Source organism: Candidatus Dependentiae bacterium, assembly GCA_016191325.1.
In the GTDB taxonomy this organism is placed as follows: Bacteria; Babelota; Babeliae; order Babelales; family JACPOV01; genus JACPOV01.
In genome coordinates this window covers 464,445-490,860 of record JACPOV010000008.1, presented here as the reverse complement: position 1 = coordinate 490,860, position 26,416 = coordinate 464,445, and the positions used below count along the sequence as shown (strand labels likewise).

Below are 26,416 nucleotides of genomic sequence, written 5' to 3'. Positions count from 1 at the left end.
GATCTATCTTCTTTGTTAAAATACGATGAAGCAAAAATAAGAAAATTTAAAAAGAAAAGGAATGGGGTGAGACTTATACGTTTTGTTTTATTACCTAGTTTAGTAACTATTTTCTTATTTTCCTCCGTGATCGGCATGAATAATTCAGAACGAATTAGGGATGCGAGCGACGAGCCAATTGATATAAATAAAATAATCTCTGTTACAAAGGGAACAAGTGCACAGCAGGGATTGCGTACGAGTTTTCTGCAAACCGTTTATTATACTGCAGAACTGCCCGATAATGTTCAACTAGTTGCGCAGTTGGCCGATAATAAGAAATTTTGTACGAAACGAACGATTAACGAAAATGGTGTGATACTTTCTGTACCAATAGATTCGAAATATTTTGATGGTATCAAACTTTATTACGATCTTTCCCTCGAAGAAAAATAATATGAATTATATAGTTTGGTTAATAGTTTTTCTTTTTCATCTTCATTGCGTTGCAATGGAAGCGGAACTTCATGAATCAAAGCGTCAAGAGCATGCAAAGCTTGCACTTTTTCAAAATGGTTTTTCTAATGAATTGATTGAGAAACTTTGTGAATTGAAACCGGAAGATATAACTGCTGTCGCACAACTTGACGATTCATCGATTGAGAAAACCGGCAAAAGCAAAATCTATCAGGCGTTCTTAAAGAATGGAGACATTGTCATTGCTGATTGCTGCCAATTGGAAGGCCAACAAAAAAAAAGGTGCACACGGCTTGTGCAGATTCCAAAAGAAACAAAATTTGTGATAGAGCTTCCGCTCAAGCCATCTTATTATGCAATGATCGAGAAACAATTTGCAAATCAAGCAGAGTAATTTTTTGCATACATTCTAAGTAGCTAAAAAGAACCGTTTTTCTTCAAAAGAATTGTTTGCTAATTTTACTTATTTTTTTAGTTTTTCTTCTGCTTCGATGAGCATTTTTAAATACCGTATGTCTTTGAATCTGGTTTCCACTGCTGGGTGAGTATCTGATCCGGTTTTTAAGGATTCAAGAGCCTTTTGAACATTTGAGCAGCTATCTAATCCACCGCATGCGGCCAGCAAATCGGCCTCCCGTTCTATATGGTGAGATAGTTCTTTCGAGAGATTTAATTTGTGCTCTCGTCGCAATAGTTCTATCAGCCATGCATGCCCACGCACAGCATGAGCTAGTTCGTGTAGAACTACCCCTTTATTTACAACAGGGTCTTTATGGATTTCCAGATTCAAATGTAGATCGCCGGAATTAAAGAATAAATAAATCGCCGCTGTACCGTTAGATTTTATCGATACAGGTTTTTCAGAAAATAATTTTACGTAGAGGTATTTTTTGCTTAGGAGTTGATTATTCTTTACAGAATCGGTAATAAATGATTGCAATTCGTGTGGGATCGAATTAGAAAAGCAAATTTCTGGCGACTCATCTATTTGTGTATGGTTTTGTATATGCGCTTGTTGCAAAATTTCATTTGCTTGCTTGGAGATTTGATTATCTTTTAAGTGATCTGCAAGTAATCTTTCTAAGCGGTAATTAGCAAATTCAACGATAAGTTGTTGTGTAGAAAAACCTTCTTTTCGTAAAAGCTGAACTATTTCCGTTGGTTTTCCTTTAGCAAAAGGTGAAAGTAAATCAGTTAACCGTTCATGCTTACCACTCTTAACCGCATCTATAATTGAGGCCTTAGAAGAAGCAGAAACTTCAGCGTTATTATTGTTATTATCGCTTACTTCTTTATTGGATTGCGAAGAAGAGGGCTGTTCGGATTTATGTCGTTTTGGCGCACCCTCCTCCATTGAATAAATTGAAGCGGTGATTGCCATAAATAAAGATAAAAAAGGTGCTAGTTTTCTCATAAATAAATCTCCAATTGAAATAATATTTAATATTCATTATCCCAAATATTCCAAAATTGTCAAATGCTGATTCCTGGGGCCCCAGTTGTATAAAAATTGCCCAACGACTAATCTTGTTCAAACTGAAAATAATGGTATAATTTATACTAAAACATAAGGTTTTTCTAATAATTTATTATTTTATCCAACGAATTCTTCAAAAAATGGGGTTTTTCATGAATATTTTAGCACGGATTGTGCTTTTTCTTCTTATTGCGCTATTTTCATTAAGCAGCGCGCAAAACCATCCCATTAATTTGGCAGATTTGGCCGAGCCTCTCGATAGGGTTTCGCAAGCGGTAGGCAAGGGTATTTCTACCGGTGTCGCCGATGGCCTGGAAAAAGGATTGCCTGGCGGCATAAATGCTACCGCCGCAGCGCTCAAGGAGCAGTTTGCCGATGGTGGTAATGGGCGAGGCGCTATGCAAAATTTCTGGGGGGCAAGCGCAGATCAATTTGATGTTAATGGGGAAGGCCGGAGAGCTGCTATAAATTCGGCCGAATCATCGAGCCTATTTTTGCGAAACGTTGGCGGAACCCTAAACTCTGTGATAACGCGTATTGGTTCAAATAGTGCTCTCATTTCAGTAGGTGCAGCATTGGGCGTTGCAACTGCTTGGTACGGCTCGCGTGTTCTATGGAGTTATATTGAGCGCCAGATGAACAAACCCAGAATTATTATTAAATCTTCTCGACAAAATATAATTGAACGTGCCAAAAACACGCTTTATACAACTTTTGGAAAAACCGAAGCGATTGTACGCCCGCCGATGATTTTCGAGATGGAGCTTCAGGCGCGTCTTGAAGGGCTGATAGAGACGACAAAAATTATTCACAAAAAAATTAAAGAAGGCAAAAAGAATATAAAATACCGCAATCTATTGCTTTATGGCCCACCAGGAACTGGTAAAACTCTTTTTGCACAACAATTAGCCGAACGATCTGGTATGGAATTTGCAATGGCAAGCGGTTCATCGTTTGCAAAAAAAGGCGCTCTCGAGGCAATGGATGAACTTTTTGCATGGGCAAATAAATCAAAAGGGCTCATACTTTTTATTGATGAAGCGGAATCTTTAATGCCAAATCGTGATGGTCTCGATCCTGATAGTGATGCGTATCGGGTGTTTACCAACTTCTTAAATTATACTGGAACACGAAGTGATAAATTCATGATCGTGCTGGCTACAAACAGGCTTCACGTTATCGATGAAGCGATGCATCGCCGTATTGATGATCTTATTGAATTGCCACTTCCTTCACAAGTTGAGCGAGCTGCGGTTCTTCGCGCCTATTGCGAAACTATTTTATACGATGCAAAACAAAATGGTGAGCAATTTGTTGCTGCTGCTCGCGCATTTTTAACTGATCACAAAATTGATCAAATGGCGCAGCGAACAAAAGGATTATCGAATGGTGATCTTGAAGGCGTTATCAATATGATAAAAACCGACGCTGATAGTTCGGAGGATGGTTTGATTACAGAATATATGATAGATATCGCAGTCAATCGGATGATGCAAAAGCAAGCAAACTTTCTAAAAACTGAGACCCAGCAGGTAGCTGGGTCTTCTACTATGGTAGAAAAATTTATTCCTGATTCTATGACCGATTTGGTTACCTCTGGCACTCTCACAAAATTCTTATCGTTCGCTCTTTGGCCGTAAGTTTTAAATCATCCTGATTTGAGACTCATACGCACTCAAAATCTCATCAAATCGCTTGTCGCCAGGCCAAATTACAAAAACAACTTTTTGAATATCAGATTGAGTTTGCGAAAGATAATCTATTGCCGCAGATAATGCAACTTCAGTTGCCTCGTGCAATGGATAATTAAAAATACCAATACTAATTGGAGGAAAAGCGATCGTGCTAATTCCATTGAGCTCCGCTTGCTCTAAGCTACTTCTATAAGCATTATAGAGTAATTGTTTTCTACCAATATCATTTCCTCGCGGGCCAACTGCATGAATCACATGTGAAATACGAGGATTCTTTGGTTGGGTGTATATTTTTGTGGTACATGCTGTTCCAACTGGGCATATCACTTGTTGGGAACTGTCGTAAAAACTAGTTTTATTTGCAGGAAGCTTGTCAGAGAGATCTTGTAAATCAGGAAAAAAATCTGCTAAGGTGCGCGCTACGCCAGCACCGTGAGATAAATATTCATTTGCGGGATTAACAACCGCTTCAACGAGCTGATCTTCCAAGTTACCAATAGCTAGAGAGATTGTTTTTCCATTTGGCAATACGCGATCTTGTGTTCTCAGCTGATTGCCAGCTTTACTGATAAATGTATATGCCAATAGTGGGAAAATGAGTGCGGTAAAAATACTTTTCTTATACATATAAACCTCCATTAAGATTTATTAAATAATACCAGTCACCTCAGAGGATAACAGGAATGGGAAAGCTTTGCAAAAGGCCCCGATTGTGATTCTTTCAAATAGGAATTATGGAAAAAAGGTTTTAGTGTATTCTTTATTTAAAATTATCAGAATAATGGATTAGTTATCTTGCTCATCATCAAGATTCATAGTTCTTTTTTCACGAGCTTGTACTTCCGCAATGCCGGGTTGCGCCAGCGCTAAGACAGCTTCCCCTTGTTTGGCGAAATCTTCTTGATGCGGCAATCCATATTTTTTATAAAAAGCGTGCACAGCATTTTGATACATAAGAGAATGCTCGCTATTCATTAATTTTCCATGATCACCAGATGGAAGTTCGAGTAAATAAACATGTTGGTGCCCCGTTTCTTTCAATTTTATATATAACTTTCTTGAACATTGTACCGGAATCACTTTGTCTTTGGTGGAATGAACAAAAAGAATAGGAACATGCTGCGGAATATAGGAAGCAACCTTGCAAGGCGCTATGCCATCTAAATTGAGTGAAGGAAACTGTGATTGCGCTATTTTAGCGCCGATTCTTTCTGAGAATGGTAGCCATTGTACACCAAACCGCCTGAGAAGATGGTTGATGATTGATTTGAATGAATCGAACGGTGATTCAAGAACTACTGCTGCCACATAGTTAGGTTGAGCGAGCGCTAGCAGATTAAGAATGGTTGCTGCGCCGCGTGAAATTCCTGTTAAAACGAGGCCAGCTCCTGGCAATTGGGCAAGCGCTGCAGTGATACTTGCGTGGAGTTGATCAATATCTTTTTTTTGGCCAAGATTGACGTGCTCTTTTAGATATTCGCCCTTATCATTCTTTGCATCTGGGAAATTAAAAAGAACTAAGGGATCATAAAGAAACCAGTTATTATTCTTTTTTAAATCTACAACGGGAACTTGCGCGAAAAGCGCGAATTGCTGTTGGGTTGCACCCAACCCATGTGCAAATAAATAAGCAAATTGTTGTGCGGATTCTGTTTTGGGAAAGGTTTTACCGTTCTCAGCTATGCAAAAAGCTGAAAATAGGTATAAAAAGACGTAAAAAATACCCCATGCGCCCCCGCGCATTTGGAATATGCTCATTACTAAACTCCCCCTAAACTATCCCTCATTACCAGTATAAAGAAGTTTTAAAGAAGCTCTCAAGGATTTATTAAGTCACACGCGCTATCAAGTGCTGCAATTAATGCACCCCTGTTTCCTTTTGTATTAACGGATATATTTTTATTATCCTTAATCTTGGCCAATCTTTATATAAAAATCCAATCTGAATCATTGATTTTGCGTGCTGTTCTTTGTTACCATTGTAATTAGGAGATGGGGAGGTAGTTAGAAGCTAAGCTCTCTACATGCGTAAGTATAGACGAGAGACGTAGGGTTAAACCTATGAGTTCCCATCTCACCTTCAATTTATTAAGAAGCGGCAAATGTGCCGTTTTTTTTATTTTAAAATTACTTTCCTGCCCCCGCACCGTGGTTGCAGGGATGAGAAAAATTCCCATTTTCAAGATCTTTAATGCATCCGGGGCAAGCTGGCACAAACGCCTCTTTAATTTTTTGTGCGCGTTCTTTGAGTATCGCTACCCGTTCCTCAACCAATTCAGGATTTACTGATGGGGTATTAAATTCACGATCAAGTGAATCGTACGCCTCTTGAGCTTTTTTAAGCTTCTCATCCTGAACTTTTACAAAACCTATTAAGCAGGCGCGTATTTTTTGAACAAGACCTTTCTCAATTTCATAATTTTTTTGCGCTTGCTTTTCATTTTCTTGCGCGATTAAGGTTTTAGTTTCTGCCGTTTTTGCGATGTTTTGCGCATCAATAAAGTTTTTTTGATACGTGTAGCTCGCTAAATCAGCTTGTGTTTGACGAGCTCTGGCCTCAATAGCGAGAGCTTCAGCTTCTTGTTCTTTTGCTCTCACTTTGCGCTCTTTTTTTACTTCGAGTTCGCGATGATGGCGTTCCGTTTCGCGGCGATTAAGCTCTTCTCTATATTCAGATTTATTACCCAATCTTTCAAGCTCGGCTGTTAATTGCGTAATTCGCGCTTCAGCATTTTTTTGTAAAGTTTCAAATCTGCTGGATGTTTTTCCGTTTCCTAATTTTTTTGATTCATCAAGCGCTTCGATTAGATCGTTTACTGCATTATTAAGTACGCCTATTTTTCGCATGTGTGGATATGGATTTGCGTCATCTGGCTTTGCTATTGGAAGATGAATATAATCACTCGATAAATAATTATTTATTTTAAGAAATGGCTTCTTGGTTTCTACAAAAGTGTACAGCTGCTGTACAGCGTTTCTATTTTTGTTAATTGCAGAACGCATTTTAATGAGTAATTCTTTGCGCTCAGGGCTTAAATCCTTAAGCAAATCGGGCCGCATCGACTCTTTCAAAAGAGATTCTGATTCGGTTAACCAATCCGAAATTTTTTTCGTGATCGTATTGGCAGCATTAGCATTATTAAAGAGATAATTTTCTGTTTCTGCTTCGTCTTTAAAACTTATGATAAGAGGATCAATTTTTTCTTGCAATGCATCCGCCTTCAAAAGAAGAGAATCCATATTGGGCGGCGTTGAAGAATTATACCACCATAATCCCGAAGCGAGAGTTGCGCCACCTGAAAGCCCTGCTATCCATGCAAAGATAGGATTTTCATACCATTCTGTGCAGCCAGCTGAGGAGAATGAGACTAAAAAAGAGGCCAAAACAATATACGAAATTTTCGTTTGATTCATTTGATTTCCCATTTGGTACTAAAGAGCATTTTTATATTGGAATAGTAGCAAATCTTACCTGAAATAACCAATGCCCAGATCAAATAGGTATTTGCAGTTAAGCCCAATGATTAAGGCGGCTGAAAGCCAAGCAAAAATGGTGACCAAATAGGAATTGGCATGCGGGCCCATTTTTTTTCTATCGCTTGTAAACATTATGAGGGGAATTATTGCGAAACCAAGTTGAAAACTCAAAATTACCTGGCTTAAAAGAAGAAGCCGTGCAACGCTAGCATCCCCATAGAAAAGAACGCATATAATTGCAGGAACTAAGGCAATAGAACGGGTTAAAAGTCTTCTCATCCAAGGGCGAAGACGTATCTCTAAAAAACCTTCCATTACAATTTGGCCCGCTAGGGTGCCGGTCAAGGTTGAGTTTTGGCCCGAGGCAAGAAGAGCTACAGCAAAAAGCGTACTCGCTAACGGAATGCCTAAAAGCGGGCTTAAAAGCTGATATGCTTGCTCAATTTCTGTTATCTCTTTGTAACCGCGAGAGTAAAATACCGCTGCCGATACAATTAAAATTGCTGCGTTAATGAAAAAAGCGATCGTGAGAGCAAAAGTAGTGTCTATGGTGCTGAACTTAATAGCTTCGCTTTTTCCCTGATTGGTTTGATCGTGCTTTCTTGTTTGCACAATCGACGAATGCAGATACAAATTATGGGGCATTACGGTTGCGCCTACGATCCCAATTGCAATATAAAGCATTTCAGGATGCGAAAATATTTCTGCTTTAGGAAGTAAATTTGAAATAATTAAACCGATATCTGGCGATGAAATCGCGATTTCGTACCAAAAACAGCCCGCGATAATCGACATTAATAAAATTACAATCCCTTCAACGTATCTGAAATGGAATTTCTGCAAGTAAAGTAACGCAAAAACATCAAGCGCCGTTAAGCATACGCCTAGAAACATTGGAATATTGAACAGTAAATTAAGGGCAATTGCAGAACCGATAACCTCTGCTAAATCGGTCGCGCAAATTGCTATTTCACACAATACCCATAAACATAACGTAACGGGTTTTGAGAAATGATCTCGGCATGCTTGCGCTAAATCTCTTCCTGTAACAATTCCTAACTTAGCTGCCAAATGCTGGAGCAAGATTGCCATGAGGTTGGAAAGCAGAATAATGGAAAGCAACGTATAGTTAAAAGCTGATCCTGCAGCCAGATCGGTTGCCCAGTTTCCTGGATCCATGTATCCAACCGCGACCAAATAGCCAGGGCCGGCGAAAGCAAGCATCTTGCGCCACCAAGGCCATGCAGGATTTATGGGAATTGTATGATAGCTTTCCTGCAAACTTGGGGTCGTGCGATTTTTGCGCCAAGCTTTAACGATTGGTACAGTCAATTTTTTTGTAGTAATCATGATTATCGGTTTATTCGTAATATTAATCGTTCTTCTATGATAAGCGAAAAAACGAGTTATCGATACTATTTTTTATAAGGAGCGGTATGGTAAGATTTTCCCATACCCAGGAGATACGTTTATGAAAGCCATGAAAAATACAATCTTGGCATTAAGCATTCTTTTTAGCGCACTTAACGGGATGGAACTGAAAAAAAATGAGTTTTTATTAGAAAAAAAAGCTGATGATATTGCTTTTTATCCCGATCTTAACAGAAGAATCGATAAAAATGGCAAAGTAATCGGTACGGCCAATGGCCATATTTATTGGCAGCCCGATAATACTGTAGATAAAAACAGTATTACGCTCAGCCCGAATGGAGAACGGCTTGCCTATTGCAGCAACGATTCGAGCGGGAAAAATATGATGTTTTCTTTCTATAACCTTGAATCAGATAAAGCCGAAGCATCGATAAAACCAATGGAGCAGATGGGGCCCGATTCTCACCCATCTGCTTTTTTTGTTGATAATAATACCGTCTATTTATCTTCTTATTGTGGCTATCCAACGCATTTTGGAAATGCAGAAGTGGCAGACGATTTTCCGGTATATACATTTTATGATGTTTCTACTCAAAAGTTTTCTAAGGTAAAAGATAAAAAACTCTTACGCGGATTTGCCGGGATTAATTCAAAATCCATTTTACTTGCAACCACTGAAAAGCCGCCGTATCAAATCTATGCATTAGATCCCAAGAATAAAACTTTAAAAGAAACTGGCATTACAACTCGCGCAACGCCGCATGTTCAATCAACGAAGGACGGATCACTTATTGCGATTGGCGATTTAAAGAATGTAAAAACCTATCAATCTAAAAACGGGGCCTACGTACGAGTTGGCATCTGGAAGTTTTCTCAAAATCACATATCCTCTTTTGCTTTTGATCCAAAGAATCATTTAACCATCGCAACTACAAATGGAGATATTTGCGTTTGCGATACTGAATTGAAAGCAACTCTCTTTCTTATGAATATTAATTCGCTTGCAGATAATAGCGTAAAAGAGATCGGTACATTTTCCGGAATTATTACAAAAATGCGACCATTGAATACTATGATTATCGCCCAGTTAAGTGACCCTAAAACAAAAGAGAGAATGTTGTGCGTTATTAAGGGCGATATTAATCAGAAACTTGAAGAATTGAAAAAAAGATGCAAACAAGAAATCGATAAAAGAAAAAATGCATGCGTCACATTGTAATGTAAAATTTATCTTAAAACACCAATCATTTCACTTAAGCGCCTAGTAGGCTTTTTTGCGAAATGTATTTTTTTCCATTTTTCTATCATGCGCATTATTGAACGGCTCTCAGTAGGTAGTTCATCGTTCATGCCAAACCATTTGAGTTCTTTAGATTCAGCGTTTTGTACAAATGATTCATTGCTTGTTACCGATAGCAGAAATCGAACATCATAATGATAATGCTCTTGTTCTTTTTTGTTTGCTGGAATGAGATGGATGTCGATATCAAATATTTCAGTGCTTACGGGCGCAATTCCCATAATCCCAGATTCTTCTTGCGCTTCTTTAATCGCAACACCTAATACATCAGATTCACCATCACAATGCCCGCCTAATTGCACCCACAAATTTAATTTTGCATGATGCATAAGAAGTACTTGAGAATAATCGTTATTTAAAAGCCAAGCAGAAGCGGTGATGTGCCCGATTTCAAGAGTGCGCTCAAAACATTCAGGATTATGATTAATAAATTCTAGCATGCGCTTTTTATATGTTGCTTCTTCCTGAATCGCATCATACTTATGGAGTAAATGTAAAAGCTGATCTCTTTTCATTATTAGTTTTCCTGATTTTCGATATACGTTGTGTATTTATCTGAGCGACCTTTAGCTTTTTCGATCGGGTATTTTTTTCGGTTAAGTTCCAATTTTCGCTCTATAGCTTTTGCAATATCTGTGTTGAATCTATTGGCAAAAGCAATCGACGCAATTAAAACATCTGCAAGTTCATTTTCTATTTCTGTGCGTTTAGCTTCACTATTTTTCTCTTGCGCAGCATCGGTCCATAAAAATGGCTCCATGAGTTCCGCAGCTTCAGCACCAATTGCCATGCTTAAATTCTTTAAGCTATGGAATTGAATCCAATCCCGTTCAATAACAAATTCTTCAACCGAATTTTTTACATTTGCTAATGTAATGGTTCCATCTTGAGAAAACGGCTTTTTAATAATCTGTTCAATTTGACTTGCGAGAACTATATCTTTTTCTGTAACGCCTGATGCGCTGTGGGTCCAGAGCGTGATCGTTACTTTTTTATACGCGATTGAAATATCGGGATGGTGATTAATTTTTTGTGCATATTCCCCAACTGCATTAACAAAGCGCAAAGCGGTCGCAAAATCGCGTAGCTCAAATTGTTTGTTCATGAAATCGTGGGTCGGAAGATGATAGGCGCGCCAACCTGGTAAATTCGAAATAAGATCGTTAATTTCTTCCAGCGTTAAACGTGTTGGATTCATGATAGGTCTCCATAGTCATTTTTACTTTTTTTGAGCTTTGTAGTATTTTAACATAAAAAATATGTTAATCGTAGCCGAATGGACTTTTATCAATGAGTACTAAACTTCCAGATATCCAGACCCAGTTTGCAGAATGGTATAATGAGGTTGTATTTAAAAGTGAGCTAGCAGATCACGCACCTGTTCGCGGATGCATGGTAATTCGCCCGTACGGCTATGCATTATGGGAAAATATTAAGGGGATTCTTGATAAGCGCATCAAAGAAACGGGCCATCAAAACGCCGCTTTTCCGCTTTTAATTCCCAAATCGTTTATCGAAAAAGAAAAAGAACACGTTGCCGGATTTTCGCCCGAACTGGCAGTGGTAACCTTTGCAGGCGGCAAAGAGCTTGAAGAGCCATTGGTAATTCGCCCAACTTCTGAAACCATAATTCACTATATGTTTGCCCAATGGATTAAATCCTGGCGCGATTTGCCTATGAAAATAAATCAATGGGCAAATGTGGTTCGATGGGAAATGAGAACGCGTCCATTCTTGCGTACTACTGAATTTTGGTGGCAAGAAGGCCATACCGCTCATGAAACAGCTCAAGAAGCAAAAGATGAAGCTGAGCAAATGTGGCGCGAATATATTAATTTGTACCAAGACTACTTAGCTATTCCCGTTCTTTTTGGAATGAAATCTGAAAGCGAAAAGTTTGCAGGAGCGGATGCGACGTACACGGTTGAAGGGATCATGAGAGATGGCAAGGCTTTGCAGCTGTGCACATCGCATATCATTTCTCAAAACTTTGCAAAATCGTTTGGCATTGTGTTTCAGGATCGCCAAGGAAATCAAGCGCATCCCTATTTAACCAGCTGGGGATTTACTACACGCTCAATTGGTGCGTTGATTATGGTGCACGGTGACGAAAAAGGTCTAGTTCTTCCACCAAAAATTGCACCAATTCAAATTGTAATCGTGCCGATATTCCGAAAAGATGCCGATACAAACATGATCAAAGCTGAAGCGGAAAAAATTGCAAAAAAGTTAAAAGATCACGGGTTTAGCGTTTTTATGGACGACCGCGAAGATGAAACACCTGGTGCAAAATTCTATAAATGGGAACTTAAAGGAGTTCCTATGCGCATAGAGATAGGCCCACGCGATGTTGCCAACGGAACGGTAATGCTCAGCGATCGTATTGGATTGGCAAAAGAATCGGTGCCTGCGCATGATATTGCAAAGGCGGTTGAAGCGCGGGCTGCATTAATGCAAAAAACCTTATTTGATCGCGCTCATGAACGGCAAAAAGCATTATGGCACACCGGTAAAAAATTGAGCCAATTTGGCCCGCTGCTTGAAGCAGATAACGGCTTTTACAAAACCGGTTGGTGCGGCAAGCCGGAATGCGAAGCGCAATTAAAAAATTATAAGGCGACGGTTCGCTGCTTACTGCAATCCCATGAATTTGAAGTTTGTTTTAATTGCGATCTAAAGAGCAAAACTGATACGGTTGTGGCAAAATCATACTAAAATTCCCCACTATGACTTTCAGTCATGACGCGGGGACCCCATTGCTAAAAAAGTTAAGCGGTTTGAGGTTGTTATGAAATCAGTACTTGCAAAATTTGAAGCATATTTACTTACAGAAAAGCGTGTTTCAAAAAATACGTTTGCAGCATATCAAAGTGATCTTGGCCAATTTGTTCAGTTTTTACAGAACAACACAATAGAACTTGCAAACGTTACAGGCGATCATCTCAAATTGTTTCTTCATTTTCTTAAAGGGCAAGAGATTGGGGCGCGCAGCATGGCGCGCAAAATCTCGACACTTAAACTTTTTTTTCGCTGGGCAAACGAACGGCTTTCATGGAATGTGCAAGCGAATCAACTTCGCGCCCCTAAGTTAGAAAAAAAACTGCCCACCTATTTAAAACCTTCAGAAATTGAACAGCTTTTGCAAGCGGCTCATGCAGATAATTCGCTCCATGGTAAACGCAATAGCGTCATGCTTTATTTGCTGTATGCGACAGGAATGCGCATCAGTGAATTGATCAATTTAGAACTTGCACACCTTCAGCTTGAAAGTGCACTTATTTACGTGCTGGGAAAAGGCGGAAAAGGCAGGCTTGTTCCGATTCCGGAACACATTACTTCAATGATTAGAAATTATATTGATACAGTGCGCCCGCAATTAATGGCAGCGGAAATGATTAATGGAACGCCGTTTTTATTTCCGGTACTTTATGGAAAGGTTGCAAAGCCTATTTCGCGCCAATCGTTTTGGATGATTTTAAACGAATTATGCGAACGGGCCGGCATTAAAAAATCAATTTCGCCGCATATGCTTCGCCATTCGCTTGCGACTCATTTACTGCAGCAAGGGGCAAACTTGCGCTCATTGCAAATGCTTTTAGGCCACGAAAATTTAGCAACAGTGGAAATTTACACGCATTTAGAAAAAAGTCACGTACGCAAAGTGTATGATAAAAAGCATCCGAGGGCATAAAAAAAGCGCTAGGAGCACTTTAATAAGCTTAAATGGTTAAAGCATCCTAAAATGAATTAAGTCTTAATCAAGGATTGAAGGTTTTTTATTTTGACGAAGCTTGTCCTGCGATTCTTTGAAGTTTTGATCGGCTATTATCTTCTTTAAAACAACTTGTTGATGATCCGATAGCTTTAAATTAGATAGATGTTTAACGAGCGTATGTACTTTCTCATAAATGCAAGGATCGTGAGGTGGTTTGGTAAATTTAACAAGACGATATTTGTTTTTGATATACCTTGGATCATGAAATTTTTGCAGAATTTTTATACCGTCTTGCACTGCCCGATTTTTTTTATTTACAAAACCTAAAGCCTTTTGTGTCAGCAATCCTGCATTGGGTTCGTCTATCGCTAGATACTTGTAGAATAAATAATGTGGATTAATAGTGTGACGTGGTTGATCTAGAGTCGACCCTGAAAATTTGTCACTTTCCCAAACATCTAGTTCTTTTTGAAAAACAACATCCTTTTTAGCAAGATCAAATATCGCATATCGTTGTGCACATTCGCCAGGATGAGATGTAAAAAGTATGCAGAAAATGAATGGTAATGGGTCCGGGCCTACCGCGATATTCTCAACTTCTTTTAGATCACATTCAATCCGAGTAAATAAATCAAAAGGAATACCGTTTTCTTTGGTCTTAATTTGCAACTGCGTTGGTTTGAGAAATGGGGTCGATACTATATAATCTCCACTTGTAAGAATGCCTAGTTCTTTTTCCTTTGGAAGGCATCTAGGGAATTCAAGGTGAAAAGATAAGCTTTTTTCAATTTTCGTTGATCGAAAATTTAGAAAATCATTGTTTGATATGTAAAAACCCTCAGCGATTTCACGAAACCCTTTTTCAATCGGAACTTCCTTAAGAATCTGCTGATGGAGATCTGCTGGAACGAATTGAGCAAATCGATTAGTAAAAGATTTTTTAAATTCTTCATCATAGGGCTCGCTTGAAGAATCCGGCAGAGTTAATCGTTTACCTGCAGCTTTGTCTTTTTTGGGTACGATGTTATTGGAGATCGCAGCTTTTAGTTTAAATAAAAAAGATGGTTTTTCCATTCCGAAAGCGCAATGAAAAATGCTTGCAACTATGAGGCAAGAAATTAATTTTTTCATGTGGAATTCCTAGGCTGAAAGTTTATGATAAAAAAGCATACGCGGGCATAAAAATGAGCATTGTTTATTCTGTTTATAACTTCTTACAAATAGCTTTATGACCTATCCAGCCGCTCTTTTGACAATCTTGGGAACAGTATTTCGTTCTTTTACATGCTCCGCAATGATTAGCCGCTTCTTTCCCGCACGCATCGCACAGAGATAGAAATTCGTATACTGGTTTAATAAAGGTTAGGGGAATATTTTTGGCAAGCTTAATTTCGCTTATATCTTCCATTATAAAGCCAGTTTTTAAATTTTCCTTAGGGAACGCATTTTTATAACCGAACGCCATTAATGCTTTTTCAAGATTTTGTCCGTGCCACATTCCAGCGTGAACAATTGATAATCTATTTTTACCAGAACTAATAGATTGGAGTAGTGACATATCCGACTCGGTACATTGCATATCTAGGAGCGTGTCATAAAATTTTTTCTTGGTACTAGCATCGGAACTTACTTGCTTTGCTAAATTAAAAAAATGATCTGATGACTTAATACCGTATTTTGTTGCCTTTTCCAAAAGCATCTCTTGCGCCTTTGTAAAGGTATCCATTCTAGGGACAACAGTTTCTTGTAGTTTCGCAGGTAAATTGCCCAGAATTTTTTTTGCATTAGATTGTTGTTCTTGAACACTTTTTAAATAAGCTCCGAAGCTGACTGCTTTAAATTCATCCGGAACGGGCATGTTTTGATCGATTGAGGCCTGTATTTCATGGGTGCTTTCCATCATTATATTTACCCACCAATTTGCTTCTTCTCGCTCATCAAAAGCTTTGTATGCAATTGAACCATTTTTCATTTCATGCTCAACCGCATCTTTTGTAGGTATATTGATGGTTAACTGACTTGATTCTGTAAATTTTTTAGCTTTATGGGGAAATTCAATATAAAAAGAGCATTCTTCTTTGCGATTTTTTAAAGCTTTAAGTAGATTTGTTAGCTCAATTTTATGTGATTTCACAACCTCATCGTCAACGTCCGATCTTTCATGCCAATCGAATATTACAATAGCCTTATTTTTTGAATCGGCATTTTTCAGGCATGAAATGCCCACTGTTACAGCCAAAAGATTGTTTATTGATAAAAGCAATGTGAGAGCAAATACATAAACGTACATTTTTTGTCCCGATACCCTAAGAAAAATGAGCAGCAGAATGCTGCTCTTATACTAAACATAGTAGCATGTTATTAAGCTTTTTTCTAATTATGCATCGCTAGAATGCGGATAATTATTTGATTTTTTTGCGGCGATCAATTTCTTGCTGGATATTTGCAATTCGATCTTTAAAAGATGGATGAGTTGCGGTAAGTTGTGCAACCAGATCGTGTCGATCGTGATGCAAATGTCGTTCAAAGAATTTTTTCGCACTTACTAGTTCTGCATAGGTCGCGTGCTGAATCATAAAATCATCCGCTTCTTTTTCAAAATGGCGTGAACATTTTTTAAATGCTAAGTAACCGGTAGCCGGGCCTATAAATAAAAGTGAATAGGCGGGGCGCGAGTGAATTAATTCTGTCCAGATAGTCCAGTATGCTGCACCAAAAAGGCACGTTTTAATTGAATGAAAGTTATCTTGATGGCCTTTTTCATGAAGAGTGATAGCAGATTGCTCAGGCGTTATGGCCGAATGTGCCATGCACGTAGCTTCTTCCTTTGGTATATAGATAGTATTAAGTATCGTCGCCCATTCTGGCCCACAAGCAAATTTTTGTTGCTCATTCGGTTTGAGTAACCCTTTTTTTCGAAGAATTTTTTCTAAAGCAGTTTTTGCTGCGGGCGGGATATCGCCCGATCGATTATAGTATGAGTATGCAACTCCTCCCACAAGCGAAAAAAAAGCGGTCCCGGCAAAAGTTTCTACCGTAGAAAGAATTCTTCCTGTATTAATTTTAGGGGCGGCTAATGAATTGGCCGGTATCATAATTAAAAGGATGAGCGGCAGTATACGTTTTTTCATAGTATCATTCTTGCAATTATTAAAAGAGATCCATGCTCGCAAACAATTGATTTCTTCTTCTCTTAATTTCTTCTAGGGTCAACTGTATACAATGATTATCCCATGCTTTTTCGTAACCAACAACATATTTTTCATATTGTTCAGGTGTGAAGCGTGGATATGATTTTCCGTCTTTTGCACGATCATTTGCTTCATGAAGCTGGCGAATAGCTTTAGCAGCACGGTGGCGATCAATGTTATGGGGATGAGTGGAAATTTGTGAAAAATATGGTTCTTGTTGAGCCGATATTTTCCAGTCTTTTTCAACAATTTTAGCAATTTCCAAATTTTTCGCTGCTGGTTTCTGATCGGCTCGATGTTCAATAAAAGGCCTTATCGCAGTGGGTACACGAGAAAATACAACAGGGTCTACCTGAAGAGCGATTGCGACAGCAATTATATATAAATGATCTTGTGTCGCTAAATGGGAGATTTCGTGCTCCGCAGTACTTTTTTGTATGTCTTTTTCATACGTTAACTCTTTTTCTCCAAAAAGTAGTATATTTTCTCCTGTATTGGGATTTACGCGTGCGCCTGCATTATGTGCGTGTTCATGTAAAGATACAGTTAAATTTCCGCGGATCTTATTTGATCTATATGTCTTCTCAATATATTCCTTAATTTCAGGAGATATTTTATCTTTTATTGAATTATCATAAGTAATAGTATTATTAGTTTTTGGCTTTTTTGCATTGAGTTGATTCATTATTTTACGAACATGATACAGCTCATTATTTGAGGCAATCCCCGATTCTTTCTTTGTTTCTTCGATAGCATTTTTTTCTTGCTGATCGAGTACTTTATCAACTAATTTTGAAACCGAAATGTCATGCGAAATCATTTTTTTTGCAAAATCATCCATCGGATGGGTTGGACAATTGCTCCGCAAAAAACATTCTTTTTGTTCTTGATATGGTGGTGTTTTTATTAGATCGTGAATAGTTTGAAATTCTTTATTTACTAAATTCTTTAAATATTTTTCTTGGGCAGTTACTTTTGGATCTTTTATAAATAGACTTTTTAGTCGATCCCAAGCGTTTGTATGTTCTTGGCAAAAAGAAAAAGCGGAAAATAAAATGAGAGATGCCAAAATTATTTTCTTCATAAGACTTTTCCTGTTGGTAAGCTATTAATTTTTATTTGCATCGTTGCATTGAGAATGAACGCCAAAAGACGCATAAACGAGCGATGTCCCCAATGCTATTGGAAATGCAAACCCAGAAACTGTTCTTGCAAATCCAAAGCGGGTAGCGCGGAGTGCGGATTTGCCGAGTTTTCCAAAAAGATCATGTTCATAGGCGCTTAATTGCGTGTATTTTTTATGTGCTAAGTTTTGTTTTTGCAATTCTTGCGCGTACTTAATGGTAGCGTTTCCATTCTTATTGGCAGCGTAGCCAAAGTAACTTTTGAGGCCTAGAAATGCGGCCGAGGCACCGGCAAAGTATTTGGACATGGTAAAACATTCTTCTGCTGGAAGATGCGCAGCAATACGATCGCTTAGGTTTTTATCTTGCGCGCTCAAGGCTGCGTTAAGTGATGCAGATATTAAGAGTGCCGTTATTATTCTTTTCATTTTTATCCCGATTTAATTAAAAAGCGCACTTTTTACGGTGCGCTTTTAATATTTGTTTAATTTCTAAAATTAAGCTTTTTTGTTATACACATCAGCTGCTTTGAATGATAACGAGGTCATCATAGCTACAGGGAATGCTATTCTAGATACGCGGTATGAAGTGCCGAATAGTCTATTTGGTAAAGTTCCGAATGTTTGCTGATTTGCTTTTGGTGCAGTTTTATTCATACCGTATTTAAAGATATTTTTTGCTGCCCAAATATAACTACCTAAAGTTGCAGACTCGTATGCATTCTTTGAATACTGAGACGAATCAGATGCTTTTTTATAGAAAAAGTTATACATGCTTGATCCATACTGCTCTGCTTTGCCTTGAACGTTCTTTAAGAAATCGTTTGAAAGAGCAACGTTTGCAACGAGGGTAGATAACATTAATAGTGATAGTATTTTTTTCATAAGATAACTCCATTTTCTGTAATTAAGTGTGAATGTAACTTAACACTATTAAGTATACCCTATGGGCACATATTGTCAACTTGAAAAGATTTTTAAATTAAAAATCAGACTAATTTGATTGGGAGGTGCCCATTCGGACACGATTAACTTGGAGGTTAAAGCTCTTGGGGTCCCAGAAAAAACGCTGGTTTTTCTGGGAATTAAAAAAAGCCCCTGTAAAAAGAGGCTATTTTCTAAGTTTGCTATATAAAAAGGATTTAGTGGCGAGCATGCTTTACGGTGGAAGCAAGCATAATCCAGGTCCATCCGGTGAAGATTAAATCAATACCTACAAAGGTGCCGATTACCCATAATCCAGATATTGGCCATTGGTACCAAATTAAGGCGCCAAGCAATACTGAAATGATGCCATTGATAAGAAGCCATGTTTTATGGGGAACATTTTTGGTTAAAGCTACCGCTATTCTGAATATACCAGCGATAACAAAAAATATTGCAAGAACCAGGGTGAGCGTTATTGCATTGATTGCAGGATTAAAGAATAAATAAAGGCCTGCGAGGATATAAAGAATGCAAAGAAGAGCGTGCAGGAAAAAGTGGCCAGCACGATTCATTTTGAATGCTTTAATGCCTTCAAAAACACCACCGATAAGCAAAAAGAATCCAAGATACATTACTGAAATAAGGGTACTGGTAAATGCGTAGATAACAGCTAAAACACCAAGAATTATCAACCCGATACCCAAAAGCATAAAAAGCGAAGCGTGTTCTCGTAAATATTTAATTGTGGAAGCATTACTCATAGCGATTTCCTTTCTTATTTTAACTGTAGCTTAGCGATTTTATTTTTTAAAAAGCAATACAACGAAGCTTTGAGTTACAATGACTTTTAATTGCGGTACGCTACTAAAAAAATCTGGACACTTTTTTCGGAGAGCGAAGTATGGAAAAAATATCGTGCATATTTAATTGCAAAGCGCCAAGTAGCATTGTTATTAATGAATCGGGATATGAAGGAAATAAATGCTTTAACTGCGCACTTATTTATATTTCGCCGCGGCCATCTATGCAAGAAGTTCTCGATATTTATGGCCATAATGATGCGCATATTTCTGCACAGTCGCATATTACGCAATCTTATTTTAAATATCTACACAGTGTTCACACGCTTTCTATTATAAAAAAATATAAAAAGTGCGGAGCGCTTTTAGAAATTGGAGCTGGCGGCGGTCATTTTCTTGCCCAAGCGAAAAGAGATGGTTTTGAACCGTACGCGATTGAACTAAACCCAACGCAGGCGGTATTTATTTCTGAAAAGCAAAAAATCCCCTGCGAAGAAAAGCCGTTTTCTCTTTCTTCATTTGGTTCTACAAAATTTGATGTTATTTATCATAGCGATGTCATAAGCCATTTGCATGATCCGCATGCTGCATTTTTGATGATGCATGAAAAATTAAATGATGGCGGATTTCTCATTTTTGAAACCGGTAATTTAAGCGATGTTCATCGGCGCTATTATTCGCTTTTTAATTCATTTCAGTATCCAGATCATCTCTTTTTCTTTGGTGAGCAAAATGTTAAAACGCTTTTGGAGCAAAGCGGCTTTGTTTTTAAAAAAATGTATCGTTATTCAATAGTGCTTCACTTAATCATGTTAAAGTTGATTGGCCTGCTCAGCAAAAAAAATAAGCAGCAGAAACTTTCTCCTGCCTCATCAGGCAATCAGCAAACAACAAGAAGTTCTGCAAAAGATTTTTTAAAAGATACGTATCATATTATGCTTTATACGATGCGCTACAGACTCGGTGCATTATTGCCTAAAAAAAATCGACCACAAACAATTATTGTTATCGCTGAAAAAAATTAACGATTCAAATAGGCATCAACAGAATAAATGCCGCTTCCAGCGATAAAAAATCCTATGAAGATAGCAATCATTGCAAGCGAAAATGAATAGACTTGAAAAGAATCCTTTTTATTCCAATGCATCAAGAAGGCAATGATCATCATAAAAATAAGAAATAAGGAAGCTATGCGCGTTCCAAGCCCTAGCGTCAGCGCAATACCTCCAAAAAATTCAGCGCACGCGGCGCATAATCCCCAGAAAACTGGCCAAAAATGAATGCCCACATTTGCCATTGTTCCGCCCAAAAATTGCCATGTTTGCACCCCGCCCATTATTTTTGGATATCCATGAGCAATCGTTAAAATGCCAATGGTGATGCGCATAAAGCAGAGACCATATTCCAGAAATATAGTTGAAGAAGGGGCAGTGAGAAACAAAAATAATTGAGTAATCATTAGTTTTCCTTATGCATAGAAGTTTTGAGTGGCGATAATAAATAGTAAAGCATTGATAATATAAAGTGATGTGCAAACTAAACAGAGAGCTTTAATTTTAAAATAAAGAAGGTATGCAAGGAAACATGAAAAAAGAGCTCCGCCTGCCGTTATTATAAATATAAGCAAAGGCATCTGCAGATAAGCTAAGACTGCGATAATTGCATAATAAATCATGCCGGCAAATGAATTTGAAATAAAAAAAAGATTGGAGTATTCACTTTTCATTGGCTTCGTACAGGAAATAGTATCGGTCAAATCGCACGCGGCTTTGTAGTTGGGATCCTCGTTTACTTTTCGTTCAGTTAGAGCGGCATAGAGAGAGATGAAAAAACCAATTGCTGCAATCAATAAAAAAAGCATAGATGATCTCCTTTTTGATCAATCTATGCAATACAATTTCTTTAATGCAATAAAAAAATAAGCTGCGATAATTACCGCAGCTTATTAAAATAGTTAAAACAAGAAAGTCTTATTTAATATTTTGCGAATTCCAAGCGCGGCTTAGCTTTTCAAGAAGCGTTTCTTGTTTTGCATATCCAGCAGTTCTGAATTTAGCAAGTTCTTGTTCTTGTTTTTCAAAGAGCTTTTGCGCTTCTTCATGTTTCTTTTGCCAGAAATCATGCATCGCTTTCATATGTGTTTCATGCAACGCTAAAAGACTTTGGGTTTGTTGATCCGCGAGTTCTTCTTGATTTTTGCCAGCGGTGTTTTGGGCAGCCATTAAATTCTTAATGCTTGCAGCATTATCGCTCAAATGTTGTTTCATTTCTTTGACGTTGTGTTCCAAGAGATCATATTTTTGCTGATGAGTTTCGCCTTCCCATTTAAGCCATTGCGCTTTGTGATCAAGAATGGTTTTTTTCAACTCTATCAAATGCTGAAAACCAGTTTGTGCATTGATTAATCCTGCGCTCATCACAAGCGCGGATATAAGTACGTATTTTATCATCTTCATTTTTTGTCCTTTTTTATATTACATAATGTTCTTGATTGCTTCTACTACTTAGGATAAGGCAATAAAAGGCCTAAAATAAAGGGTTTTTCCACTTTTTTGCTATATTTTTTATTGTTTTTAGGGAGTCGGTTGTGCTAAAATTATATTAGTATTAAATATGTAAAAAAAGACTAAGGGATTGTAATGAAGAAAAATATGTTTTTATTAATTGCATTGAGTGCATTTTCTTTTTCTCTTGTTGAAGCGTTTACTATCAACAAACCCCCATGCCGTTCAGAAGAAGCGTGCGTTAATGATCCTAATTGCGAATGTTATTGTTCAGTAAAATGTGGTTACAGAAAAAAAGAGCTAGAAAAAGGCGATAGACCTGTATTCAAAGACGGTGTGTGCTGGTGTAAAGAGTGGGATTATCAAAACTATCGTAAACGCCATTGCGATCTAAAAGAACAAGCAGGGGGCCAGGCGCCGACACTTCCAGCTGTGCAACAACCGCCGGCAGTTAGTTTGCCAACTCAAAACTTATTGGATTACTAAGCGAGAATTATTGTTTCTTTTTGGTAAGACTAGAAATAATATTTGAGATATTTGCTGTTAAAAACTTTTCGAGAAACGCGCCAATTTTTCTTTGTCTGCCAGAGCGGGTAAGTGGGACTCCGATTTTGCGCCCAACCTTTGCCTTAAAACCCGATATGCCAAGAAGTCGTTTCCACGAAAAACCACCAAAATTCATAGAGATCCCCCACCTAGATTAATTGCCTTTTTTATTAGCTTAACCAATAAGAGAGTAAAAAGGCAAAAAATATAGTTGTCGGTTAGTTTACAAAGAGCGCAATGAGATCTTTGTTATCGCTGTCTTTGGCATAATCGGCCACAGTTTTTCCATGCGCATCTTTAATTTCTGCATTCGCATCATGCTTGAGTAAATATTTAACATTTTCCAGGCGCCCATTTTGCGCAGCAAGCATAAGAGCGGTTTGGCCGCTTTTTGGATGTTGATAATTAATAGAGGCATGATGCTTGATAAGTGTATCAAGAATATCGGTTGTTTTTCCTTGGGCTGCGATTAAAAGAGCGGTGTTTCCTTTATCATCTTTCATATTAACGAGTGATGGATGATTTTTAATAGCAACTTTTACTTGTTCAAGATGCTCTTGCTTAATAGCAGAAAAAAGATGCAGTAGTTCTTTGCTCATTATTCTTCCTTATTTTTTTAAGGCAATTGATAGATATATACATTCGTATTGTTCGACCAAGTCATCGGAAGTTGCATTAATTCTATCAGTTTAAAGTTATGTGGCTCTGGCAGTTTGCGTAGCGTTACAACGCGCAATCCTTTTTTTAATTTTCCCAGCTTTTCGGTCAACGATCGCATCAATTCATCCGAAAAACAGGTGGAGCACATAAAGAATACGGTTGCTTGATCCAACGGAACATCGTTTATATTTTTATTAATGAATGTAATCTTATCTTTTTTGGCAAGATTGCGACGCTCGATCTCTTTTTGTACAGCAACGGCATTTTCATGGCGCGTTTTGGAAAGTTCAATACCAACTACTTTTGCCGGAGTTGTGAGCCCAACTTGTACCACCAATTTACCAACGCCAGATCCTAAATCGTAAAGAACATCGCTTTCTTTTAAATTAAGTTTGCTTAAAAGTTCTGCGGCGCCTTTATGCGTAATCTCTCCATACGTTGGATTGCCCCCTTGCTCACGAATAGTGCTGCGCTCTTTTTCCGAAATTGAAAAGCCATTTATATTTTTATAGAGATCATCGATAATCATAAAGCTGTCACTATTTGATAGGGAACTATCTTTGCTGAGCGCAAAACTTGCATATGCGCTGCATGCAACTATACAGAATATCAATTTTTTCATAATAACACATCCTCTTGTATCACAGAAAATAGTGATACGACGTAATAATATCTCAGATTGTCGTTATAAGAGCTTTAAAATGAATTATTTTGACCATACTTCTAGTAGTCGGTATAATCAAGAAAATAGCGCAGAAAATAAAAATGATTATAAAGGAATTTGTTCATGGCACACACATTTATTGTTGCGCAGAAAGAGCTTTTCTCGATTCTTTCCTCGATGCAACCCATTTGTTCTAAGCGCACGACGCTTGATACCACTTCATATATTTTATTTCAAGCAGGTCACCGTGAACTTATTTTAAAAAGTACCGATCTAGAAATCAGCTTGCAATCTAGTTGCTCGCTTATCTCAAGTTCTATTAACGATACCCTGACATTTCTTGTTCCAGGAAAACGACTTTTTGATTTGGTTAAAGAACTTGATGGTGATATTGAATGTACTTTGAAAAATAATCAGTTTTTTATTAAATCTGGCGCAGTTAATGTTGGGTTGCATATTAAAGATGCGCAAACTTTTCCTCCATTTCCAGAGCGCATTGAAAATCTCATGCATCTGGAAGCCTCATTTTTTGTGGAGCTCATTGATAAAGTCGCTTTCTTAATACCGCCTAACAATGCAAATCCTGCGCTTAATGGCCTCTTTCTAGAAATTGATGGCCAAGCATTTAAAATGACGACAACCGATGGCCATTGCTTAGCGCAAGTACGCACCAATAAATATGTGCTTGAGGGCATGCATCGCTGGTTGATGCCGCGCAGAGCTGTTTTTGAAATTAAAAAGATTTTGGAAAATGTCACAAGCCCTGCAATATTTTTGGGCACATGCGGCAATCAATTAGTATTTTCGGGCGACACATTTAATTTTTTTACGAAATTACTTGCAGATCAGTTTCCGCACTATTCAGCAATTCTTGAAAAAAAAGATTTTGTGCCAGCAGTTCTGGATCGCGCACAGTTTTTAAAAGCGTTACGCCGCTCCACCTGTTTACTTTCAGGGCAATTTTTAGCAACGCAGTTTGGATTTGATGCTGAAAAGCTTTTTGTTTCTATGGAAAATAAAGAGGTTGGATCGCTCAATGAAGAGCTTTCGCTTGATCAGTTTACCGGAGCGCGTTTAGATATTCGTTTTTATTCTCCTTATTTGCTTTCAGGGCTTCCGGCTTTTGCAGATGATAAAATTACTGCGTATTTAAAGAACTCTACTAAGCCAATTATTTTTGAATCAGAAAAAGAGGCGTATCAAATTACTTACTTGGTGATGCCAATATCGCCAACGCAAAATCTTTAGAGAAGTTGAGTGCAGATAAACTCAGTAGAGCTCAAAAATTTTCGCTGCTTTCCTTCGTATGAGCTTGATTTTCAGGCACCGCTCGTACTCATTTCTGGTGCGAACGGTTCAGGAAAAACATCGCTTCTGGAGGCACTCCATTATGCATGCTATTTGCGATCGTTTCGCACGCATGTTCCAAAAGATCTTTTATCTTTTGGACGAGAATCTTTTTTTCTGAAAGTTGGGGTCGCCGCTGATAATTTAGATCATGAACTTCAAGTGGGATTTTCTTCCAGAAAAAAACTGGTTAAAATTGATCAGCAGCCGATAAAATCATATAAAGAACTGATCGACTATTATCGCACTATTACATTGACCGAAGACGATCTTTTGCTTATTAAGGGCGGCCCGGAAGAGCGTCGGCTTTTTATTGATCAAGCAGTTATGCTGCACAAGCCTGAATTTTTACAAGAATTAAGAACGCTGCGCTCAATAGTTGCGCAGCGGAACGCTCTTGTTTCTCGCGCAGATGGAGCAGCGGACGAATCATATTGGCTGTGGACGCAGCAGTTATTTGAACATTCCCAAGAAATTGCGCGAATTCGCGCAGCGCTTTTATCATCGATTGAAATTCGGGTGAATCAATTATTGCGTCATTTTAAAGTAGAAAGCGGCATTGCATTAAGCTACAAATCTAAATATGAAACACTTGGTAATTCATGGAACGATTGGGTGGCTACACAAGAAAAATTGCCCTTTAAAGAGTTTACCATGGGTAGGACTCTTTTTGGTGCGCACCTTGATGAAATAGACATAAAATTCAAAGGGCAAGTGGCTAAAAGCTTTTCTTCTCGCGGCCAGCAAAAACTCATCCTTATGCTCCTTAAAATAGCCCAACTTCAGGAGCTTAAAGCGACCAAGGGGCCAGCTCTTTTACTGCTCGATGATTTTATGAACGATTTTGATGAACCGACCGCGTTCCAGCTTATTGAACTGATCAAAGAAAATGCTCAACAGGCAATATTTACATCCCCCTTGGTAATAGGCCATTTCGAGGCTGCGCTTATGGGGCAGGGATGCCACAAGATAAGTTTGTGAGGAATGGTCTTTTCAGGTGGAAACTTTAGGCGTTTTCTTGGCTCTTTTCAAATGCGCCCCGTTTGACAAGTATCGAAAAAATAGGTACATTAACAGTAATAAATAATTGAAAAAAGCTTTAAAAAAGAGCTTTGTTAAATAAAAAATTATTTGACATTCTAGCAATTTTAATCATAATGAATG

The 26,416-nt window shown here is 38.1% G+C and carries 30 protein-coding genes; 10 read left to right on the top strand and 20 right to left on the bottom strand.

Features of this window, described 5'->3' with window-relative positions:
* Nucleotides 1–66 precede the first annotated feature (66 nt).
* Both HYX58_02760 and HYX58_02755 read left to right on the top strand, forming a co-directional pair.
* On the top strand, nt 67–435 hold the full coding sequence (locus HYX58_02760; GenBank protein ID MBI2774902.1) for a hypothetical protein: 369 nt from the start codon (nt 67–69) through the stop codon (nt 433–435).
* Between the two features lies 1 nt (nt 436).
* Nucleotides 437–850 (top strand): hypothetical protein, encoded by a 414-nt coding sequence (locus HYX58_02755; protein MBI2774901.1) that lies wholly within the window; start codon nt 437–439, stop codon nt 848–850.
* Between the two features lie 69 nt (nt 851–919).
* Here the strand turns inward: HYX58_02755 and HYX58_02750 are convergent, their stop codons facing one another.
* Entirely contained in the window at nt 920–1,870 is a 951-nt protein-coding gene (locus HYX58_02750) for a hypothetical protein (GenBank protein MBI2774900.1), read from the bottom strand.
* A 215-nt stretch (nt 1,871–2,085) separates the two neighbouring features.
* Between HYX58_02750 and HYX58_02745 the strand changes: the two genes are divergently transcribed.
* Nucleotides 2,086–3,573, top strand: coding sequence for an AAA family ATPase (locus tag HYX58_02745; GenBank protein ID MBI2774899.1), 1,488 nt, complete (start codon nt 2,086–2,088; stop codon nt 3,571–3,573).
* A 3-nt stretch (nt 3,574–3,576) separates the two neighbouring features.
* Here HYX58_02745 and HYX58_02740 read toward each other — a convergent pair whose 3' ends face one another.
* The 4 genes from HYX58_02740 to HYX58_02725 all read right to left on the bottom strand — a co-directional run bounded on the left by HYX58_02740 (nt 3,577) and on the right by HYX58_02725 (nt 8,454).
* Nucleotides 3,577–4,254: a macro domain-containing protein gene (locus HYX58_02740; protein MBI2774898.1), complete on the bottom strand. Its 678-nt coding sequence runs from the start codon at nt 4,252–4,254 to the stop codon at nt 3,577–3,579.
* 159 nt (nt 4,255–4,413) lie between these two features.
* Nucleotides 4,414–5,385 carry a prolyl oligopeptidase family serine peptidase gene (locus HYX58_02735; GenBank protein MBI2774897.1) on the bottom strand — a complete coding sequence of 324 codons (972 nt, stop codon included), beginning with the start codon at nt 5,383–5,385 and terminating at the stop codon, nt 4,414–4,416.
* Between the two features lie 369 nt (nt 5,386–5,754).
* Nucleotides 5,755–7,041, bottom strand: coding sequence for a hypothetical protein (locus HYX58_02730; GenBank protein ID MBI2774896.1), 1,287 nt, complete (start codon nt 7,039–7,041; stop codon nt 5,755–5,757).
* Between the two features lie 54 nt (nt 7,042–7,095).
* The gene (locus HYX58_02725) at nt 7,096–8,454 is read right to left on the bottom strand and encodes an Nramp family divalent metal transporter (protein ID MBI2774895.1); all 1,359 of its coding nucleotides are present in this window, start codon (nt 8,452–8,454) and stop codon (nt 7,096–7,098) included.
* A 121-nt stretch (nt 8,455–8,575) separates the two neighbouring features.
* On the opposite strand from HYX58_02725, the gene HYX58_02720 reads away from it, so the two are divergent.
* Nucleotides 8,576–9,694: a hypothetical protein gene (locus HYX58_02720; GenBank protein MBI2774894.1), complete on the top strand. Its 1,119-nt coding sequence runs from the start codon at nt 8,576–8,578 to the stop codon at nt 9,692–9,694.
* An 8-nt stretch (nt 9,695–9,702) separates the two neighbouring features.
* Here the strand turns inward: HYX58_02720 and HYX58_02715 are convergent, their stop codons facing one another.
* On the bottom strand, nt 9,703–10,164 hold the full coding sequence (locus tag HYX58_02715; GenBank protein ID MBI2774893.1) for an NUDIX hydrolase: 462 nt from the start codon (nt 10,162–10,164) through the stop codon (nt 9,703–9,705).
* Nucleotides 10,165–10,292: 128 nt separating this feature from the next.
* Nucleotides 10,293–10,973 carry a 4a-hydroxytetrahydrobiopterin dehydratase gene (locus tag HYX58_02710; GenBank protein ID MBI2774892.1) on the bottom strand — a complete coding sequence of 227 codons (681 nt, stop codon included), beginning with the start codon at nt 10,971–10,973 and terminating at the stop codon, nt 10,293–10,295.
* A 92-nt stretch (nt 10,974–11,065) separates the two neighbouring features.
* Between HYX58_02710 and HYX58_02705 the strand changes: the two genes are divergently transcribed.
* A complete protein-coding gene (locus tag HYX58_02705) occupies nt 11,066–12,490 on the top strand; it encodes a proline--tRNA ligase (protein MBI2774891.1) in 1,425 nt (474 codons plus the stop codon).
* A 73-nt stretch (nt 12,491–12,563) separates the two neighbouring features.
* Nucleotides 12,564–13,466 (top strand): tyrosine recombinase, encoded by a 903-nt coding sequence (locus tag HYX58_02700; GenBank protein ID MBI2774890.1) that lies wholly within the window; start codon nt 12,564–12,566, stop codon nt 13,464–13,466.
* A 63-nt stretch (nt 13,467–13,529) separates the two neighbouring features.
* Here the strand turns inward: HYX58_02700 and HYX58_02695 are convergent, their stop codons facing one another.
* From HYX58_02695 to HYX58_02665, 7 genes are all read right to left on the bottom strand, one after another.
* Complete coding sequence (locus tag HYX58_02695) at nt 13,530–14,621, bottom strand: hypothetical protein (GenBank protein MBI2774889.1); 1,092 nt, start codon at nt 14,619–14,621, stop codon at nt 13,530–13,532.
* A 73-nt stretch (nt 14,622–14,694) separates the two neighbouring features.
* Nucleotides 14,695–15,780 (bottom strand): zinc finger MYND domain-containing protein, encoded by a 1,086-nt coding sequence (locus HYX58_02690; protein ID MBI2774888.1) that lies wholly within the window; start codon nt 15,778–15,780, stop codon nt 14,695–14,697.
* A gap of 112 nt (nt 15,781–15,892) precedes the next feature.
* Entirely contained in the window at nt 15,893–16,621 is a 729-nt protein-coding gene (locus HYX58_02685; GenBank protein MBI2774887.1) for a M48 family metalloprotease, read from the bottom strand.
* A 19-nt stretch (nt 16,622–16,640) separates the two neighbouring features.
* On the bottom strand, nt 16,641–17,765 hold the full coding sequence (locus HYX58_02680; GenBank protein ID MBI2774886.1) for a hypothetical protein: 1,125 nt from the start codon (nt 17,763–17,765) through the stop codon (nt 16,641–16,643).
* Between the two features lie 24 nt (nt 17,766–17,789).
* On the bottom strand, nt 17,790–18,233 hold the full coding sequence (locus HYX58_02675) for a hypothetical protein (GenBank protein MBI2774885.1): 444 nt from the start codon (nt 18,231–18,233) through the stop codon (nt 17,790–17,792).
* Between the two features lie 69 nt (nt 18,234–18,302).
* The gene (locus HYX58_02670; GenBank protein MBI2774884.1) at nt 18,303–18,689 is read right to left on the bottom strand and encodes a hypothetical protein; all 387 of its coding nucleotides are present in this window, start codon (nt 18,687–18,689) and stop codon (nt 18,303–18,305) included.
* 257 nt (nt 18,690–18,946) lie between these two features.
* Nucleotides 18,947–19,492 carry an HdeD family acid-resistance protein gene (locus HYX58_02665; GenBank protein MBI2774883.1) on the bottom strand — a complete coding sequence of 182 codons (546 nt, stop codon included), beginning with the start codon at nt 19,490–19,492 and terminating at the stop codon, nt 18,947–18,949.
* Between the two features lie 140 nt (nt 19,493–19,632).
* On the opposite strand from HYX58_02665, the gene HYX58_02660 reads away from it, so the two are divergent.
* Nucleotides 19,633–20,556 carry a class I SAM-dependent methyltransferase gene (locus HYX58_02660; GenBank protein ID MBI2774882.1) on the top strand — a complete coding sequence of 308 codons (924 nt, stop codon included), beginning with the start codon at nt 19,633–19,635 and terminating at the stop codon, nt 20,554–20,556.
* Here the strand turns inward: HYX58_02660 and HYX58_02655 are convergent.
* From HYX58_02655 to HYX58_02645, 3 genes are all read right to left on the bottom strand, one after another.
* Nucleotides 20,553–20,990 carry a DoxX family protein gene (locus HYX58_02655; protein ID MBI2774881.1) on the bottom strand — a complete coding sequence of 146 codons (438 nt, stop codon included), beginning with the start codon at nt 20,988–20,990 and terminating at the stop codon, nt 20,553–20,555. The genes HYX58_02660 and HYX58_02655 overlap by 4 nt on opposite strands.
* 9 nt (nt 20,991–20,999) lie before the next feature.
* On the bottom strand, nt 21,000–21,392 hold the full coding sequence (locus HYX58_02650) for a hypothetical protein (GenBank protein ID MBI2774880.1): 393 nt from the start codon (nt 21,390–21,392) through the stop codon (nt 21,000–21,002).
* Between the two features lie 109 nt (nt 21,393–21,501).
* Nucleotides 21,502–21,987, bottom strand: a complete 486-nt coding sequence (locus HYX58_02645) for a hypothetical protein (protein ID MBI2774879.1) — start codon at nt 21,985–21,987, stop codon at nt 21,502–21,504.
* A 183-nt stretch (nt 21,988–22,170) separates the two neighbouring features.
* Here HYX58_02645 and HYX58_02640 point away from each other — a divergent pair, with 183 nt between their 5' ends.
* Nucleotides 22,171–22,521 carry a hypothetical protein gene (locus HYX58_02640; protein MBI2774878.1) on the top strand — a complete coding sequence of 117 codons (351 nt, stop codon included), beginning with the start codon at nt 22,171–22,173 and terminating at the stop codon, nt 22,519–22,521.
* 7 nt (nt 22,522–22,528) lie between these two features.
* On the opposite strand, the gene HYX58_02635 is transcribed toward HYX58_02640, so the two are convergent.
* The 3 genes from HYX58_02635 to HYX58_02625 form a co-directional block, all read right to left on the bottom strand.
* Nucleotides 22,529–22,717, bottom strand: coding sequence for a hypothetical protein (locus HYX58_02635; GenBank protein ID MBI2774877.1), 189 nt, complete (start codon nt 22,715–22,717; stop codon nt 22,529–22,531).
* Between the two features lie 82 nt (nt 22,718–22,799).
* A complete protein-coding gene (locus HYX58_02630; GenBank protein ID MBI2774876.1) occupies nt 22,800–23,180 on the bottom strand; it encodes an ankyrin repeat domain-containing protein in 381 nt (126 codons plus the stop codon).
* 17 nt (nt 23,181–23,197) lie between these two features.
* Nucleotides 23,198–23,863 (bottom strand): class I SAM-dependent methyltransferase, encoded by a 666-nt coding sequence (locus tag HYX58_02625; GenBank protein MBI2774875.1) that lies wholly within the window; start codon nt 23,861–23,863, stop codon nt 23,198–23,200.
* 165 nt (nt 23,864–24,028) lie between these two features.
* Between HYX58_02625 and dnaN the strand changes: the two genes are divergently transcribed.
* Complete coding sequence (dnaN, locus tag HYX58_02620; protein ID MBI2774874.1) at nt 24,029–25,153, top strand: DNA polymerase III subunit beta; 1,125 nt, start codon at nt 24,029–24,031, stop codon at nt 25,151–25,153.
* A gap of 9 nt (nt 25,154–25,162) precedes the next feature.
* Nucleotides 25,163–26,233, top strand: coding sequence for a DNA replication and repair protein RecF (gene recF / locus HYX58_02615; protein MBI2774873.1), 1,071 nt, complete (start codon nt 25,163–25,165; stop codon nt 26,231–26,233).
* Nucleotides 26,234–26,416 lie beyond the last annotated feature (183 nt).